The sequence below is a fragment of the Novosphingobium sp. MBES04 genome, assembly GCF_000813185.1.
GTDB lineage: Bacteria > Pseudomonadota > Alphaproteobacteria > Sphingomonadales > Sphingomonadaceae > Novosphingobium > Novosphingobium decolorationis.
The window spans coordinates 18,422-32,631 of the sequence record NZ_DF850489.1 but is presented as its reverse complement, the minus strand read 5'-3'; the positions used below and the strand labels follow the sequence as shown (position 1 = coordinate 32,631).

The 14,210-nt window shown below is 67.2% G+C and carries 11 protein-coding genes and 1 pseudogene; 5 read left to right on the top strand and 7 right to left on the bottom strand.

The annotated features are described in order from the left end of the window. Positions 1 to 225: 225 nt before the first annotated feature. Positions 226 to 537, bottom strand: coding sequence for a hypothetical protein (locus MBENS4_RS14075; RefSeq protein ID WP_144400952.1), 312 nt, complete (start codon positions 535 to 537; stop codon positions 226 to 228). Between the two features lie 23 nt (positions 538 to 560). Continuing rightward, complete coding sequence (locus MBENS4_RS25845; protein WP_159108070.1) at positions 561 to 719, bottom strand: hypothetical protein; 159 nt, start codon at positions 717 to 719, stop codon at positions 561 to 563. Between the two features lie 66 nt (positions 720 to 785). Between MBENS4_RS25845 and MBENS4_RS14070 the strand changes: the two genes are divergently transcribed. Then, complete coding sequence (locus tag MBENS4_RS14070) at positions 786 to 1,127, top strand: hypothetical protein (RefSeq protein WP_039392540.1); 342 nt, start codon at positions 786 to 788, stop codon at positions 1,125 to 1,127. Positions 1,128 to 1,280: 153 nt separating this feature from the next. On the opposite strand, the gene uvrA is transcribed toward MBENS4_RS14070, so the two are convergent. The 3 genes from uvrA to MBENS4_RS14055 form a co-directional block, all read right to left on the bottom strand. Next, positions 1,281 to 4,196 carry an excinuclease ABC subunit UvrA gene (gene uvrA, locus MBENS4_RS14065; RefSeq protein WP_039392539.1) on the bottom strand — a complete coding sequence of 972 codons (2,916 nt, stop codon included), beginning with the start codon at positions 4,194 to 4,196 and terminating at the stop codon, positions 1,281 to 1,283. Positions 4,197 to 4,580: 384 nt separating this feature from the next. Continuing rightward, the gene (gene arsH / locus MBENS4_RS14060; protein WP_039392537.1) at positions 4,581 to 5,324 is read right to left on the bottom strand and encodes an arsenical resistance protein ArsH; all 744 of its coding nucleotides are present in this window, start codon (positions 5,322 to 5,324) and stop codon (positions 4,581 to 4,583) included. A gap of 201 nt (positions 5,325 to 5,525) precedes the next feature. Then, positions 5,526 to 6,179, bottom strand: a complete 654-nt coding sequence (locus MBENS4_RS14055) for an N-acetylmuramidase domain-containing protein (protein ID WP_039392535.1) — start codon at positions 6,177 to 6,179, stop codon at positions 5,526 to 5,528. A gap of 261 nt (positions 6,180 to 6,440) precedes the next feature. Here MBENS4_RS14055 and MBENS4_RS14050 point away from each other — a divergent pair, with 261 nt between their 5' ends. Both MBENS4_RS14050 and MBENS4_RS14045 read left to right on the top strand, forming a co-directional pair. After that, positions 6,441 to 6,842: a hypothetical protein gene (locus tag MBENS4_RS14050; protein WP_039392534.1), complete on the top strand. Its 402-nt coding sequence runs from the start codon at positions 6,441 to 6,443 to the stop codon at positions 6,840 to 6,842. A gap of 626 nt (positions 6,843 to 7,468) precedes the next feature. Then, positions 7,469 to 7,852, top strand: coding sequence for a UrcA family protein (locus MBENS4_RS14045; RefSeq protein ID WP_052322393.1), 384 nt, complete (start codon positions 7,469 to 7,471; stop codon positions 7,850 to 7,852). Positions 7,853 to 8,119: 267 nt separating this feature from the next. Here MBENS4_RS14045 and MBENS4_RS14040 read toward each other — a convergent pair whose 3' ends face one another. Both MBENS4_RS14040 and MBENS4_RS14035 read right to left on the bottom strand, forming a co-directional pair. After that, entirely contained in the window at positions 8,120 to 9,493 is a 1,374-nt protein-coding gene (locus MBENS4_RS14040) for a class II 3-deoxy-7-phosphoheptulonate synthase (RefSeq protein WP_039394846.1), read from the bottom strand. 202 nt (positions 9,494 to 9,695) lie between these two features. Continuing rightward, positions 9,696 to 12,671 carry a M16 family metallopeptidase gene (locus tag MBENS4_RS14035; RefSeq protein WP_039392531.1) on the bottom strand — a complete coding sequence of 992 codons (2,976 nt, stop codon included), beginning with the start codon at positions 12,669 to 12,671 and terminating at the stop codon, positions 9,696 to 9,698. A 214-nt stretch (positions 12,672 to 12,885) separates the two neighbouring features. Between MBENS4_RS14035 and MBENS4_RS14030 the strand changes: the two genes are divergently transcribed. Next, positions 12,886 to 13,464 (top strand): NifU family protein, encoded by a 579-nt coding sequence (locus MBENS4_RS14030; protein WP_039392530.1) that lies wholly within the window; start codon positions 12,886 to 12,888, stop codon positions 13,462 to 13,464. Between the two features lie 55 nt (positions 13,465 to 13,519). Beyond that, positions 13,520 to 14,184: pseudogene (gene tsaB / locus MBENS4_RS14025) on the top strand (tRNA (adenosine(37)-N6)-threonylcarbamoyltransferase complex dimerization subunit type 1 TsaB). Positions 14,185 to 14,210: the final 26 nt, after the last annotated feature.

Here is a 14,210-nt window from a genome sequence, read left to right as displayed (position 1 = left end):
TAGGACTTGCCATTCCGCAATCGGCCCGTTTCTCCCTACCCAAAGCTCCCCGGCACACCTGTCCTCGACAGTTCGGGGAGCGCGAGGGCGATGGCCCTCGCATCTTTCCCCCTTCTGACTTCGTAAAATTGCGAAGTCCGGAAGTTCGTTAACTAAGTAAAGACCTCTAGCCCATAGATACCGTGGAGATGCGCCACGGCGCAGGTTGTGGGCGATTAAGAGGGATTACAGGTGGTTCACAGGTTGCAGGAGGCTTTCGCGACCCTTGAGGGGGAGCGGGACTACACGCAGGGGCTTGCGGCATGGATTGCGGCGGGGGATCTGGATCGGGCCGAGGAGGTCTTGGCGGCCGACCTGGCCGCGCTCGACACCGATCTGGCGCGGCTGTGTCTGGCCACGCCGCGCGCGGCGGTGGAGATTTCGGGGTGGGCCGAGCTGGTCGATGCCGTGGACATGCACGAGGGCGCTCCGATCACCGCGCTCACCATCGGCCTGGCCAACGAGCTGGACGTCGCCTTTGAAAAGGACATCCCCCACGCGCCCGTCCTGCTCCACGGGCTCTACACCGACGAGGCTTTCGCCTTTTCGTCCACCTCGCCCGAAGAGCTGCGCGCCTGTGCGCCGCCGACGAGGCCCCCTGGGCCGAGCGCGAGGAAGACATCGAGCTCTATCTGGAGATCGACGGCCTCACCGCGATCAACACCGCGCTGCTGCGCCACAAGCGCCGCTACTTCATCCGCGAGGACGCAGGCGGCGCCCCGGCCCCGCGCGCCTATGTCGAGGCCGTGCTCGCCGCCTGGCTGCGCGCGCTGCGCTTCCACCAGGCGGTCGCCACCGAAGTCGCCGTGCAGGGCCTGCCGGGCCGCGTCGCGGTGATCTCGGGCACGGTCGACATGGGCACCGAGGCGGCCATGGTCCACCTCGCGAAGGGCGCGCTGACCGACGATGTCTTCGGCTCGCTCGCCGCCGTCAGCCTCCAGCGCAAGGTGCCCCTGCCCGCCTACGACCCCAACGCCACCGGCTCCGCCATCCGCCGCAAGGTCGTCGCCGCCGAAACCGAACTCGCCGAGGCAAGCCCGCCACCGCGCAAACCCGGCTTCTTCGCGCGGCTGTTCGGACGGCGCTGAGGAAGCAGGAAGGGGAGATTCAAGGGGCCATCGCCCCTTGACCCCAAAACGGGCAACCTCACCTTTCCCACGCCACGTGGCGCGCGGAACGTGAGCTCGACAGTTTGGGGAGCCCGAGGGCAATGGCCCTCGGAATCATCCCTCTGTTCTACCTCAGGCCTCCAGCAGGGGCTTGAGGTAGTGGCCGGTGAAGGAGCGTTCGTTCTTCACCACGTCCTCGGGCGTGCCCACGGCGACGATCTCGCCCCCGCGCACGCCGCCTTCGGGGCCCAGGTCGATCAGCCAGTCGGCGGTCTTGATAACATCGAGGTTGTGCTCGATGACGACCACCGAGTTGCCCTGCTCGACCAGCCGATGCAGCACTTCCAGCAGCTTGCGCACGTCCTCGAAGTGGAGGCCCGTGGTCGGCTCATCGAGGATATAGAGCGTCTGCCCGGTCGAGCGGCGCGCCAGTTCCTTGGCAAGCTTGACACGCTGCGCCTCACCGCCCGAAAGCGTGGTCGCCTGCTGGCCGACCTTGATGTAGCCAAGGCCCACCTCGCACAGCATCTGCATCTTGTCGCGGATCGGGGGCACGGCCTTGAAGAACTCGACCGCATCCTCGATCGTCATGTCGAGCACGTCGGCGATCGAGTGGCCCTTGAACTTCACCTCCAGCGTCTCGCGGTTGTAGCGCTTGCCGTCGCATTCCTCGCAGGTGACGTAGACGTCGGGGAGGAAGTGCATCTCGATCTTGATGAGGCCGTCGCCGTGGCACGCCTCGCAGCGCCCGCCCTTGACGTTGAAGCTGAAGCGCCCGGGCTTGTAGCCGCGCGCCTCGGACTCCGGGAGCCCGGCAAACCAGTCGCGGATCTGGGTGAAGGCGCCGGTGTAGGTCGCCGGGTTGGAGCGCGGGGTGCGCCCGATCGGGGACTGGTCGATCTCGATCACCTTGTCGCAGGCTTCGAGCCCACGGATCGCATCGTGGGGCCCTGCGATCACGCGTGCGCCGTTCAAGGTGCGGCTCGCGCCCGCCTGCAGCGTGTCGATGGTGAGCGAGGACTTGCCCGAACCCGAGACGCCGGTCACGCAGCAGAAGGTGCCCAGCGGGAACTCGGCGGTGACGCCCTTCAGGTTGTTCGCGCGCGCGTTTTCGACCGTCACCGACTTGCCGTTGCCCTTGCGGCGCGTGGCCGGAACCTCGATCCTGCGTTCGCCGGTGAGGTACTGCGCGGTGAGGCTGGTCTTGCTCTTGAGCACCTGCTTCAAGGTGCCCTCGGCCACGATCTCGCCGCCGTGGACGCCCGCGCCGGGGCCCAGGTCCACCACATAATCGGCCGCGCGGATCGCGTCCTCGTCGTGCTCGACGACGATCACCGTGTTGCCCAGGTCCCGCAGGCGCTTCAGGGTTTCGAGCAGGCGATCGTTGTCGCGCTGGTGCAGGCCGATGGAGGGCTCGTCCAGCACGTAGAGCACGCCCGAAAGCCCCGAACCGATCTGGCTGGCAAGGCGGATGCGCTGGCTCTCACCGCCCGAGAGCGTACCCGAAGTCCGGTCGAGGTTGAGGTAATCGAGCCCGACGTTGTTGAGGAAGCCGAGGCGCTCGTTGATCTCCTTCAGGATGGCCTTGGCGATCTGCGCCTGCTGGTCGGTGAGCTTGCCTTCGAGGCTCCCGAACCAGGCGAAGGCGTCCGCCACCGAAAGCCGCGCAGCGTCGGCGATGTCGCTTTCCGCCAGGCGCACGCACAGCGCTTCGGGCTTGAGGCGCTTGCCCTCGCACACCTCGCAGGGCTGCGCGGTCTGGAAGCGCTGGAGTTCCTCGCGCATCAGCGTGCTGTCGGTCTGGACAAGGCGGCGGTTGAGGTTGCCGATCACGCCCTCGAAGGGCTTGGTCACGGTGTATTCCTTGCGCCCGTCCTTGAAGGTGAGCGGCACCGGCGATCCGGCCGTGCCGTAGAGGATGACGATGCGCACCTCGCTCGGCAGGTCCTGCCAGGGCGTGGTGAGATCGAATCCGAAGTGGTCGGCCAGGCTGGCCAGCACCTGCATGTAGTAAGGGGACGGCGGGTTCGACTTGGCCCAGGGCACGAGCGCGCCCTGCTTGAGCGTCAGCCCCTCGTTGGGGACGACGAGCTGGGGGTCGAACTCCATCTTCTCGCCCAGACCGTCACAGGCCGGGCACGCCCCCTGCGGCGCGTTGAAGGAGAACAGGCGCGGCTCGATCTCTTCGATGGTGAAGCCCGAGACCGGACAGGCGAACTTTTCCGAAAAGACGATGCGGTTGGCCGGAAGCCCTGCGCCCTTCAGGTTCTTCTTGCCCTTGGTGCCCTTCGCGGCCTCGGCCTCGTCCTCACGCCCCGGCACCACGCCATCGGCAAGATCGACATAGGCAAGCCCCTCGGCCAGCTTGAGCGCCTGCTCGAAGCTGTCGGCCAGGCGCGTCTGGATACCGTCCTTGACCGCGATGCGGTCCACCACGACCTCGATGTCGTGCTTGTACTTCTTGTCGAGCGCGGGCGCGTCCTCGATGGCGTAGAGTTCGCCGTCGATGCGCACGCGGGTAAAGCCCGCCTTCTGCCACTCGGCCAGTTCCTTGCGGTACTCGCCCTTGCGGCCGCGCACGACGGGGGCCAGCAGGTAAAGGCGCGTGCCCTCGGGCAGCTCCATCACCCGGTCGACCATGTTGGAGACGGTCTGCGCCTCGATGGGAAGGCCGGTTGCGGGCGAATAGGGCACACCCACGCGCGCCCAGAGCAGGCGCATGTAGTCCCAGATCTCGGTCACGGTGGCGACGGTCGAGCGCGGGTTGCGGCTCGTCGTCTTCTGCTCGATGGAAATGGCAGGGCTGAGGCCGTCGATGTGCTCCACATCGGGCTTCTGCATCATTTCAAGGAACTGGCGCGCGTAGGCCGAGAGGCTCTCGACGTAGCGGCGCTGGCCTTCGGCGTAGATCGTGTCGAAGGCGAGGCTCGACTTGCCCGACCCCGAAAGCCCGGTGATGACGATCAGCTTGTCGCGCGGCAGCGCGATATCGAAGCCCTTGAGGTTATGCTCGCGCGCACCGCGCACGGTGATGTGGGTCAGACTCATGGGGGCCTATGTTCCAGATTTGTTCGCGTCGTTCAAGCGTCCGGCGCGCAGATTGGCCCCCTAGATATGTCCGCGGGCCCCAAGCGCAATGCCTTGAGGGCCCTGCGGTTCCCCAGCGCATGGGGCATCGGGCCTGGAACGTGCCCGAGAACCCGAATACTGAGCAAGGTTACCTAGAGGGCGGAAGGACGGCAAGACGACATTGTCCATCCGTCCAACGGCTAACCGCAAAGAAGAAAGTGCCAATTCAAGGGGCCATCGCCCCTTGGACCCCAGAACGGGCGACCTCACCTCTCTCACGCCGCGGTGCGCGCGTAAGGTGGCTCGACAGTTCGGGGAGCCCGAGGGCGATGGCCCTCGGACTGAATTTCTTTCTCTCCAGCCTCAGGCCAACCCGGCCTTCTCGACATGCGTTTCGACCGGTTGATCCTTGTCCTTGCGCTCCGAGTAGCGGTCGACAAGTTGTTCGGCGTGGGGGCGCAGGAGGACGGTGAAGCGCACCAGTTCCTCCATGACGTCGACGATGCGGTCGTAGTAGCTCGACGGGGTCATCCGGCCCGCCTCGTCGAACTCCTCGTAGGCCTTGGCGACCGAGGACTGGTTGGGGATGGTGAACATCCGCATCCAGCGCCCCAGCACGCGCAAGGTGTTGATCGAGTTGAACGATTGCGAGCCGGCGCTGACCTGCATGACGGCCAGCGCGCGCCCTTGCGTAGGGCGCAGGCCCTTGAACGCCAGCGGCAGGTGATCGATCTGCGTCTTCATGATGCCGGTGATCTGGCCGTGGCGCTCCGGACTGCACCAGACCTGCGCTTCGGACCACAGCGCATGCTCGCGCAGTTCGTGGACGGCCGGGTGATCGTCCCCCGGGACCTGGTCGGGGAGCGGCAGGTCGCGGGGGTCGAAGATGCGCGTCTCGCAACCGAAGTACTGCAGGAGGCGCGCCGCCTCCTCGACCGCAAGGCGCGAGTAGGAGCGTTCGCGCAGCGACCCGTAGAGGAGCAGGATGCGCGGGGGCGGGTCCAGTTCGCCCAGCCCCTGCGCGGGGCGCAGGTGCGCGTATTCGGGGCGCAGCGCGGGCAGGCTGTCAGGATCGGGAAGAGCGCGCAGGTAACGGTATTCGGACATGAAGGGCAAAGGCTCCATCGCTGGGACAGGCCGCATCGCAGCGAGGCTGCGGCGGAAACCCATCGGAAATACCCGATGCGATGCGTCTGCGTCAAACGACCCGGGAACAAGCCTTTGAAGTTCGCCGAAGCAGGCAAAGAGAAGATTCCGAGGGCCATCGCCCTCGGGCTCCCCATACCATCAACCTCACCTTGCGCGCCCTCACCCCATCGCGGCGGCCAGCTTGGTGTGGTAGCCCAGCCGCGCGTAGGCGCCGCCGTTGTAGGCGCGCGCGAAGGCGCGGCAGTCGTCGGGATCGGTGGAGAGCGCGGCCATTTCGTCGTTGAGCTCGTTGTATTCGACGTAATGGGCGAGCAGTTCGTAGTGCTTGAGTTCGGAGGCGACCGTGCTGAAGGCAAAGGCGAAGGGGCTCGCAAAGCCGAACTCGTCCCACCACTGCCCCAGCACCTGGAACTTGCCCCAGGAGCAGGCCATGAACGCGGCATCGACATCCCCGGTCACGATCGCGCCCGCCAGCTTGTCCCAGCTGCTTTCGCTGTAGCCGCCGTAGCGCGGGTTGCTGAAGGCCGTGACCGACCAGCGCCCGCCGGTGTACTTGTGGAACTTGTGCCGCTCGTAGAGGATCTTGGGGCGCCCCTGCCGGTCAAACCCGCCGCCCGAGGATTCCACCTGCGCCACCGCGCGCAGCTGTTTCACGCTGACGTGCAGGCGCTCGGCCAGCTCGGCCTCTTCCGCATCGGTGATGGCGGGGGCCTGGGTATTGGTGAAGGCGGTCAGCAGCGCCGCGCGCGACTTGGGGCCCCAGATCCCGTCGGGCTTGGCGCCCACGGCCGATTGCAGCTCGACAATGTTCATGACGATGTCTCCCGACGGCTCGACAGGCCCTGAAAATGCGGGCTGACGCGAAGTCGAGTCAAAGAATTTAAGATGACAAAAGCCGTAACGGCAGGCCGGGATCTTGAGATTTCAGGACAATTTACTTGGAGGCACGCGCCTCGGCCACCCGTGCCGGAGCTGCGCTGGATGGCGGCTCGCTTCGTCGCAAGGCCTTTGCAATCGTGTGCCCCTCGCGCCTAGCAAGGCCCAAGGGACATACCGGGACTTGAGGGATATTCGATGAGGGGTTTCACACGCGCCGCCGCGCTCGCCGCACTGGCGATCGCCGTCACCACAACGCCGGCGCAGGCCGACGATCCGCGCGATCCCGGGATGCGCTCGCGCGCCGCGCGCGAAGCCGATGCCGCCGAGATCCGCCGCCTCAACCGCGAACAGGCCGCCTACGTCGCGCGCCGCGATGCCCGCTATGCGCAAGGCTGGGACGACTGGGCTGCGGCCGAGGCCGACCGCCGCGACTATGCGGACTACAGCGCCCGTGCCTACAACGAAGACATGCAGGCCTACGAGGACGACCGCAGCCGTTATGCCCGCGCGCGGCAGGACTACGAGGCCGAGCGCGCCGCCTGGGAACGCGACGTGCGCGCCTGCCGCCAGGGCTACTACAGCCGCTGCGGGGGCTGACAGGGCCGCGACCGCCACCTTGCAGAAGGCCTATTTCCAGGGGCCATCGCCCCTTGACCCCAAACTGGGCGAGCTCACCTTTCGCGAACCACGGTGCGCGCGCAAGGTGAGCTTGCGCGGTATGGGGAGCCCGAGGGCAATGGCCCTCGGAACAATGCTTCTACTTCTCCGCTTCGTTCAAATAAGCAGCTGCGCCCTGTTCGCCCCCTCGTAAATCTACGTAAAAGCAGGGCCTTGGCCGCGTTTCGTCGCGTCCTGAGGGCAGTCTGCACCAGCGCCCAATGAAACACTTTGTTTCACAGCAAGAGGGGCGTATAATCCAAAATTACCGCAGGGAGAGGTCGCCGCAATCATAAGTTGCGATAAACTCGATGAACTTCCCGATGCCCTGGCGACCCGCCAGACATCCCGATCACCGACTCGGTGCCTGATTGACGACCAGGCACGCACCGAAACGCAACGCCTTTCGTGAGAGCTTGCTGCCCAGTGACGCAGCCCGTCCCCCACGCCTGAAATTCGAACGCGAAACGGGCCGATTGCCCGGTGCGAACACCCTTGTCCGCACATGCCTCTACCTGCGTCCCGCGCGGCTCCCCATGGGCTGCGCACCGTAGAGGAGAAGTACCATGAACAGGCTTACCATTGCCGCCTGCACGCTCGGCTGCGTGCTGCTGGGAAGCGCCGCCTCGGCGTCCAACGAAGTGGTCGTGCAAAAGCACGTCTGGGAGGACCTACCGACGGTTGCCGTGCGTTACAGCGACCTTGACCTCGACAGCGCCAGCGGGCGCGACGCGCTCGACCTGCGCCTCGTGCGCGCGGTGAAGAGCGTGTGCGGCGCGCCGGACCTGCGCGAATTGCAGGAGATGGCGCAGATGCGCGACTGCCGCGTGACGTCGCTCGCCCGCGCCCACGCCGACCGCGACGCGCTGATGGACATGCGCATGGCCGCACGCGGCAACCCCGAACGCCTCGCCGCGCTCGACAGGGCCACGCTGCGCGTGGGGCAGTAGGGAGAAGAGGATTCAAGGGGCCATCGCCCCTTGGACCCCGGAATCGGCGACCTCGCCTTTCTCACGCCATGGTGCGCGCGGGAGGTGAGCCTGACAGTTCGGGGAGCCCGAGGGCGAGGACCCTCGGAAGATCCTTTTGCCCTCAAGTGTCAGGATCACAGGCCCTGAAACGCGTCCTTCCCTGCCCCGATCCGGCACACACGAAGGGCAGGAACCGCACATCGGCGGTCCCTGCCCTTTGGTGTCTTCAGCGGACTGGCGTGCGGATCAGGCCGCGGCCTGGTGCTGCGCGTTGGCTTCGAGGTTGAGCAGGTCCGCCATCTCGAAGGCCAGTTCGATCGACTGCGCGCCGTTGAGGCGGGGATCGCAGTGCGTGTGGTAGCGATCGCCCAGCCGCTCGTCGGTGATGGCGATGGCGCCGCCCGTGCACTCGGTCACGTCCTGGCCGGTCATCTCGACGTGGATACCGCCCGCGTGCGTGCCTTCGGCGCGGTGCACCGCGAAGAAGCCGCGCACTTCGGAGAGGATGCGGTCGTAGGGGCGGGTCTTGAGGCCCGAATCGGTCTTGATGACGTTGCCGTGCATGGGATCGCACGACCACACCACCGGGTGCCCTTCGGCCTTCACCGCGCGCACCAGCTTGGGCAGGCCTGCCTCGACCTTCTCGTGGCCGAAACGGCTGATGAGGGTCATGCGGCCCGGCTCGCGGTTGGGGTTGAGCGTGTCGAGCATCTTGAGGAGCGCGTCGGGCTCGAGGCTCGGACCACACTTCATGCCGATGGGGTTCTCGACACCGCGCAGGAACTCGACGTGGGCCGAGCCTTCAAAGCGGGTGCGGTCCCCGATCCACAGCATGTGCGCGGAGCAGTCGTACCAGCCGCCGGTCAGCGAATCGCGGCGGGTCAGCGCCTGCTCGTAGGGGAGCAGCAGCGCTTCGTGGCTGGTGTAGAACTGGGTGCCCTGCAGCTGCGGGACGGTCGTGGGATCGACGCCGCAGGCCGACATGAAGTCGAGCGCCTCGCCGATACGGTCGGCCATCTGCGCGAACTTCTCACCCCAGGGGCTGCGGTCGATGTGCTCCATCGTCCACTTGTGGACCTGGCTGAGGTTGGCATAGCCGCCGGTCGCAAAAGCGCGCAGCAGGTTCAGCGTCGCGGCCGACTGGCCATAGGCCTGGACCATGCGTTCCGGATCGTTGCGGCGCGCCTGCGCATTGCCCTCGATCCCGTTGATGATGTCGCCGAAGTAGCTGGGCATCTCGACGCCATCGACCATCTCGGTCGGCGAGGAGCGCGGCTTGGCGAACTGGCCGGCCATGCGCCCGACCTTCACCACCGGCTGCTTGCTGGCGAAGGTGAGCACGACGGCCATCTGCAGCAGGACGCGGAAGGTGTCGCGGATGTTGTCGGGGTGGAACTCGGCGAAGCTCTCCGCGCAGTCCCCGCCCTGGAGCAGGAAACCGCGGCCCTCGGCCACTTCGGCGAGGTCCTTCTTCAGTTCGCGCGCTTCGCCTGCAAAGACCAGCGGCGGAAACTTTGCCAGGGTCGCCTCGACCTCGTTCAGCTTTGTCTCATCGCCATATACCGGAAGGTGGCGCGCTTCCTGCGCCTTCCAGCCATCCGGGGTCCAATTGCTTGCCACGTCGTTCACTCCTGAAATGCGGCCCTCTCCCGGGCCGCTCCTGCCGGGTCGCCACGGGCGCCCGGATACCTTGCACGAAGCCTCGGCAAGGCGGGCCCCATAGCCTCTGCCCGCAATTTTTGCAAAGAAGCTTTGCCCAAAACCGCTAATCGGTTGCGCGGCAGGGGTTTTTGAGAAAGCCCTGCCGCGTGGACATCGCGCGTTACTTTGCCGCGACCTTGCTCCTGCTGCCCTCTTCGGGGATCACCTCAAGCCGCCAGGAATTGCCTTCGCCCAGATACTTGGCGGCAAGCGCCTGCATCTCGGCCGGGGTGGTCCGGGTATAGTCGATGAGCACCGAGCGCACCGAACCAAAGCGCGCAGGATCGCGGCTCGCGCCTTCCAGCTGGTTCATGAAGAACGAGGTGCTCGACGCCGCGCGCGTCACCTGCTGGCGCAGCGGTTCGGTGACGCGGGCCAGTTCGTCGGCGGTCGGCGGGTTGGCGATGAGGTCCTGCGCGATCTCCTCGGCGGTCTGGTAGAACACGTCGACCGACTTGGGATCGACCTGCGCGACCGCCGTGATCGCCCCGCCCGCCTGGAGATCGACCGGCCAGGTCGAATAGACATAGGGCGAATAGGCAACGCCCAGCTTCTCGCGCACCGCATCGATCAGGCGGTTGGTGAAGAGCTGGGTGAGGATTTCCAGCTGGCGCGATTCGCGGATTTCCAGAGTGCCCCCGCCGGTCGGCCAGGAGAGCACGGCGGCGGCCTGGTCGGGATCGCCATGGTGGTGCAGGACAACCGGCTTCGTGCTGGGCTGCGCGGCCGCGATATCGGGCGCACTCGCGGTGCTGCGCGCGTCCTCGCGCGGCTTGAGAGCACCAAAGGTCTTCTCCAGCGCGGCAATCGCGGCCGCCTTGTCGAAGTCCCCGTAGATCTGCACTTCCACCGGCCCTTCGGCGAGCGCCTTGGACCACACGCGCTTGAAGCCCTCGGGTGTCGCCTTGTCGATCTCGGCGGGCGTGGGCGTGGCAAAGCGCGCGTCCTTGCCGTGCTGGTAGTAGTCCAGATCACGGCTCAGGATGCCCTGCGGTGAGGTGGCGAAGGTGTCGTACTGGATCTTGGCCGCAGCCTTGGCGCGGCGCAGCGGGTTCTCGTCCCAGCGCGGCAGGTCGAGCTTGGCCGCGAAGAGGTAGAGCTGGTCTTCCAGGTCCTGCGGGCGCGTCTCGGCCTTGAGCTGGAAGGCGGCGTCATCGACGGTGAACTCGAAGCCCATCTTGCGGCCCGTCGAGATCACGTCGAGATCGTCGAGCCCCAGCGTTGCCAGCCCCGATCCCACCAGCGCGTATTCGCCCAGCGTCAGGTAGGGCGCGTCCTCGGGCGCGATCGAGCGCGTGCCGCCCCCGAAGCGCACCTTGGCGACGACGCGGCCCGGCTCCTCGGCGACCGGCCAGAGCAGCGCCTTCACGCCATTGGCAAAGGTCAGCTCCTCGATGTCGAGCAGGCCAGTGGGCTGGTCGGCGATAGGGGCCGCCGGCGTGCCGATGGCGGGCAGCGTGTCGAACGAGACCGGCTCGGCGTTGGTGACCCGGCGCGCGGTGGCGTCGGCCTCGACCGGCGCGATGAGCGCGTCGCGCAGCGCCGTTGCAGTGACCTTGCCCTCCTCCTGCGTGGTGAAGAGCGCGCGCGTCACGGTGCCCGCGAAGAGGCCACGGGTGTGGTCGAGCACGGCCTGCGGGGTGAACAAGGCGCGCGATTCGCGGAAGATGCGCAGCACGTCCTTGGGCGAAGCCACCGTCTCGCGGATGTCGAGCGCGTTGACCAGATCATCGGCCAACTGGGAGCCGGGCAGGATGCGCTCCTGCTCGACCGGGACCTGGAAGGCGACGTCGAGCTCGGCCACCTCGCGGTCGATCTCGGCCTGCGTGGGGGCGCGGGTCATGGCATCGGCAATCACGCCGCGCACGTCCTCGAGCGCCTCCTTCCAGTCATCGCCCAGCGGCGTGACCGACATGAAGGTGACGTCCGCGCTGCGCGAGATCTTGTCGGTGTTGACCGAGGCCGAAAGGAAGCTGCCCCCGGCGCGCGCGCGGGTTTCGAGGCGCCGGTTGATGATCGCCTGGGCAATCGCGTCGGTCATCAGGCCCTGGTTGTAGGGGATGTTGTCGACGACCTGATTCCAGGGCCGCAGCGTTGCGACAAGCAGCGAGGGCGGCAGGTCGGGCTCGACCAGCACGCGGGTCTCGCCCACGGGCGCGAGTTCGCGGTTGTTGCCCGCAAAGCCCTTGGGCGCGGCGGGTTCGCCAAAGCTGGGAGGCGTGGCCTTCGCACCCTTGGCCTGCCAGTCGCCGAACCATTTGCGAACGTAGCTTTCCAGCATCGCCGGGTCGGCATCGCCCGCCACGATCACGGTCACGTTATCGGGCCGGTACCAGCGCTTGTAGAAGGCGCGCACGCTCTCCTGCGTCGCGGCGTTGAGCGTCTCGAGCGTGCCGATGGGCTGGCGTTCGGCGAGCGGCTGGCCCTGGTAGAGCGTCTCCTGCATCGCGTTCTGGACGCGCAGGGCCGCGCCGCCGCGCTCGCGCATCTCGGCCAGCACGATCGGGCGGTCCTGCTTCAGATTGTCGGCCGAAAGCGTGGGCGCGGTGACCATGCCCGACATCAGCTTGAAGGTCTCGTCGAGCGAGGTGGGCGTCGCGTTGGGCAGGTCGAGCTTGAACACGGTCTGCGTCGCCGAGGTCACCGCGTTGGTGTCGGTCCCGAAGGTCGCGCCCAGCCGCTGGAAGGCGGCGATGGCCTGGCCCGAAGGGATGTACTTCGACTGGCGGAACAGCATGTGTTCGAGAAGGTGCGCATAACCGCGCTCGGCGTCGGTCTCGTAGAGCGAGCCGGCATCCACCCGCACCCGGATCGAGACCTGACCCGGCGGCACGCCGTTCTTGCGCACCGCATAGCGCAGGCCGTTGTCCATCTCGCCGAAGTGCCAGGCCTTGTCGTGCGGGATGTTGCTGCCGCGGTAGAGCCAGGGGTCCTCCTCGTTCGTCTGCAGCACCGGCGCGGGAGGAGCGGCCTCGGCCGGCGCGGGGGCATCCGTGGACGGGGGCGATGCGTCCTGCGCAGCGGCGGACGGGACCGGGACCTGCAGAAGGAAGGCAAGACAGGCGAGCGAACTGGCGGCGCGCGAAATAGTGGTCATTGCCAAGGCTATAGGATGCGGGCGGATTAAGGGCCAGTGAATAGAGCGCCGCGCACACCTGCTTCGCTCATGCACAAATATCACCTTTAACCTTTATAACCGGCAACTTGGTTGAGATCGGCCGCAATCTGCGCCGCTGTCAGCCCCGGACAAAACGTCCCGCACCCGCCCCATGACTTGATTAAAAGCCCCAAAAGCCTAAATCGCGGGCATCATGTTTATTGAAACCGAAACGACTCCCAACCCCGCCACGCTCAAGTTCCTGCCTGGTCGGGAAGTCATGGCCGAAGGCACGCGCGAGTTTACCTCGCCCGAGGACGCGGCCGCCTCGCCGCTCGCCGAAGCGCTGTTTGACCTGGGCGACGTCACCGGCGTCTTCTTCGGCCACGGCTTCATTTCGGTCACCGCGGCGCCCGGCGTCGAATGGCCCGGCCTCAAGCCGCAGGTCGTCTCGATCCTGCTCGACCACTTCGTCTCCGAGGCCCCGCTGTTCCGCCAGAGCGGCAACGGCATCACCGTCCCGCCCGAGAGCGAGGATGCGGACCTGGGCGACGATCCGGCCGATGCGGACATCATCGCGCAGATCAAGGACCTGATCGAGACCCGCGTGCGCCCGGCCGTGGCCAACGATGGCGGCGACATCGTCTACCGGGGCTTCCGCGAAGGCGTGGTCTACCTCTCGATGCAGGGCGCCTGCTCGGGCTGCCCGTCCTCGAGCGCGACGCTCAAGCACGGCATCGAAAGCCTGCTCAAGCACTACGTGCCCGAAGTCAGCGAGGTGCGCGCGGCCTGATCGGCCGCCCCTTTTCACGACCTCTCCCCGACAACAGCAAAGTCAGCCCGCCCGCGTGTCGCCCTCGCCCTCACCGTCCCCCGCCGCCCTTCCGGCCCGGACCCTCGTCATCGACAGCGCCACCGCGGCCTGTTCGGTGGCCCTTCTGGAGGGCAATACGCTGATCGGCGGGACGTTTCGCGTGCTCGGGCGCGGCCACGCCGAGGCGCTGGTGCCGATGATCGCGCAGCTGCCCGAACGCGGCAAGGCCGACCGCATCGCGGTGGCGCTGGGCCCGGGAAGCTTTACCGGCGTGCGCGTGGGCCTTGCCGCCGCGCGCGCCCTGGCGCTCGCCTGGGGGGCAGAAATCGTGGGCTATCCCACCCTCGCGCTGGTCGCGGCGATGGCGCGCGAGGCCTTCGGCGAAGGCCCGCTAGACGTCGCCATGACCGGCGGACACGGCGAATGGTTCGTCGAGAGCTTCGATGCGGCGGGCGCCAGCACGGCGCCGCTCGCCTCGCTCAAACCGGACGCGGCGGCCCAGGCCCTCACCGCCCAGCGCGTCACTGGCAACGAGGCCGAGGCGCTCGTCGCCGCGCGCGGCCACGGCACGGCGCAGCCCCTGCTCCCCGATGCCCGCGCCTTCGCCGCGCTTCCCACCGCCCACCTCCGCCCGACATCAGCCCGCTGTATGGCCGCGCGCCCGATGCGCGCTTGCCCGGCGGCACGTTGCCCGGCTAGTCTGCGCACTCTTGAACACAAGTAGT

What these genes read in the sequence shown, in the direction of transcription:
- uvrA (WP_039392539.1), bottom strand. Translation starts at nt 4,196, where the DNA reads ATGAGTCTGACCCACATCACCGTGCGCGGTGCGCGCGAGCATAACCTC.
- arsH (WP_039392537.1), bottom strand. Translation starts at nt 5,324, where the DNA reads ATGTCCGAATACCGTTACCTGCGCGCTCTTCCCGATCCTGACAGCCTG.
- MBENS4_RS14055 (WP_039392535.1), bottom strand. Translation starts at nt 6,179, where the DNA reads ATGAACATTGTCGAGCTGCAATCGGCCGTGGGCGCCAAGCCCGACGGG.
- MBENS4_RS14050 (WP_039392534.1), top strand. Translation starts at nt 6,441, where the DNA reads ATGAGGGGTTTCACACGCGCCGCCGCGCTCGCCGCACTGGCGATCGCC.
- MBENS4_RS14045 (WP_052322393.1), top strand. Translation starts at nt 7,469, where the DNA reads ATGAACAGGCTTACCATTGCCGCCTGCACGCTCGGCTGCGTGCTGCTG.
- MBENS4_RS14035 (WP_039392531.1), bottom strand. Translation starts at nt 12,671, where the DNA reads ATGACCACTATTTCGCGCGCCGCCAGTTCGCTCGCCTGTCTTGCCTTC.
- MBENS4_RS14030 (WP_039392530.1), top strand. Translation starts at nt 12,886, where the DNA reads ATGTTTATTGAAACCGAAACGACTCCCAACCCCGCCACGCTCAAGTTC.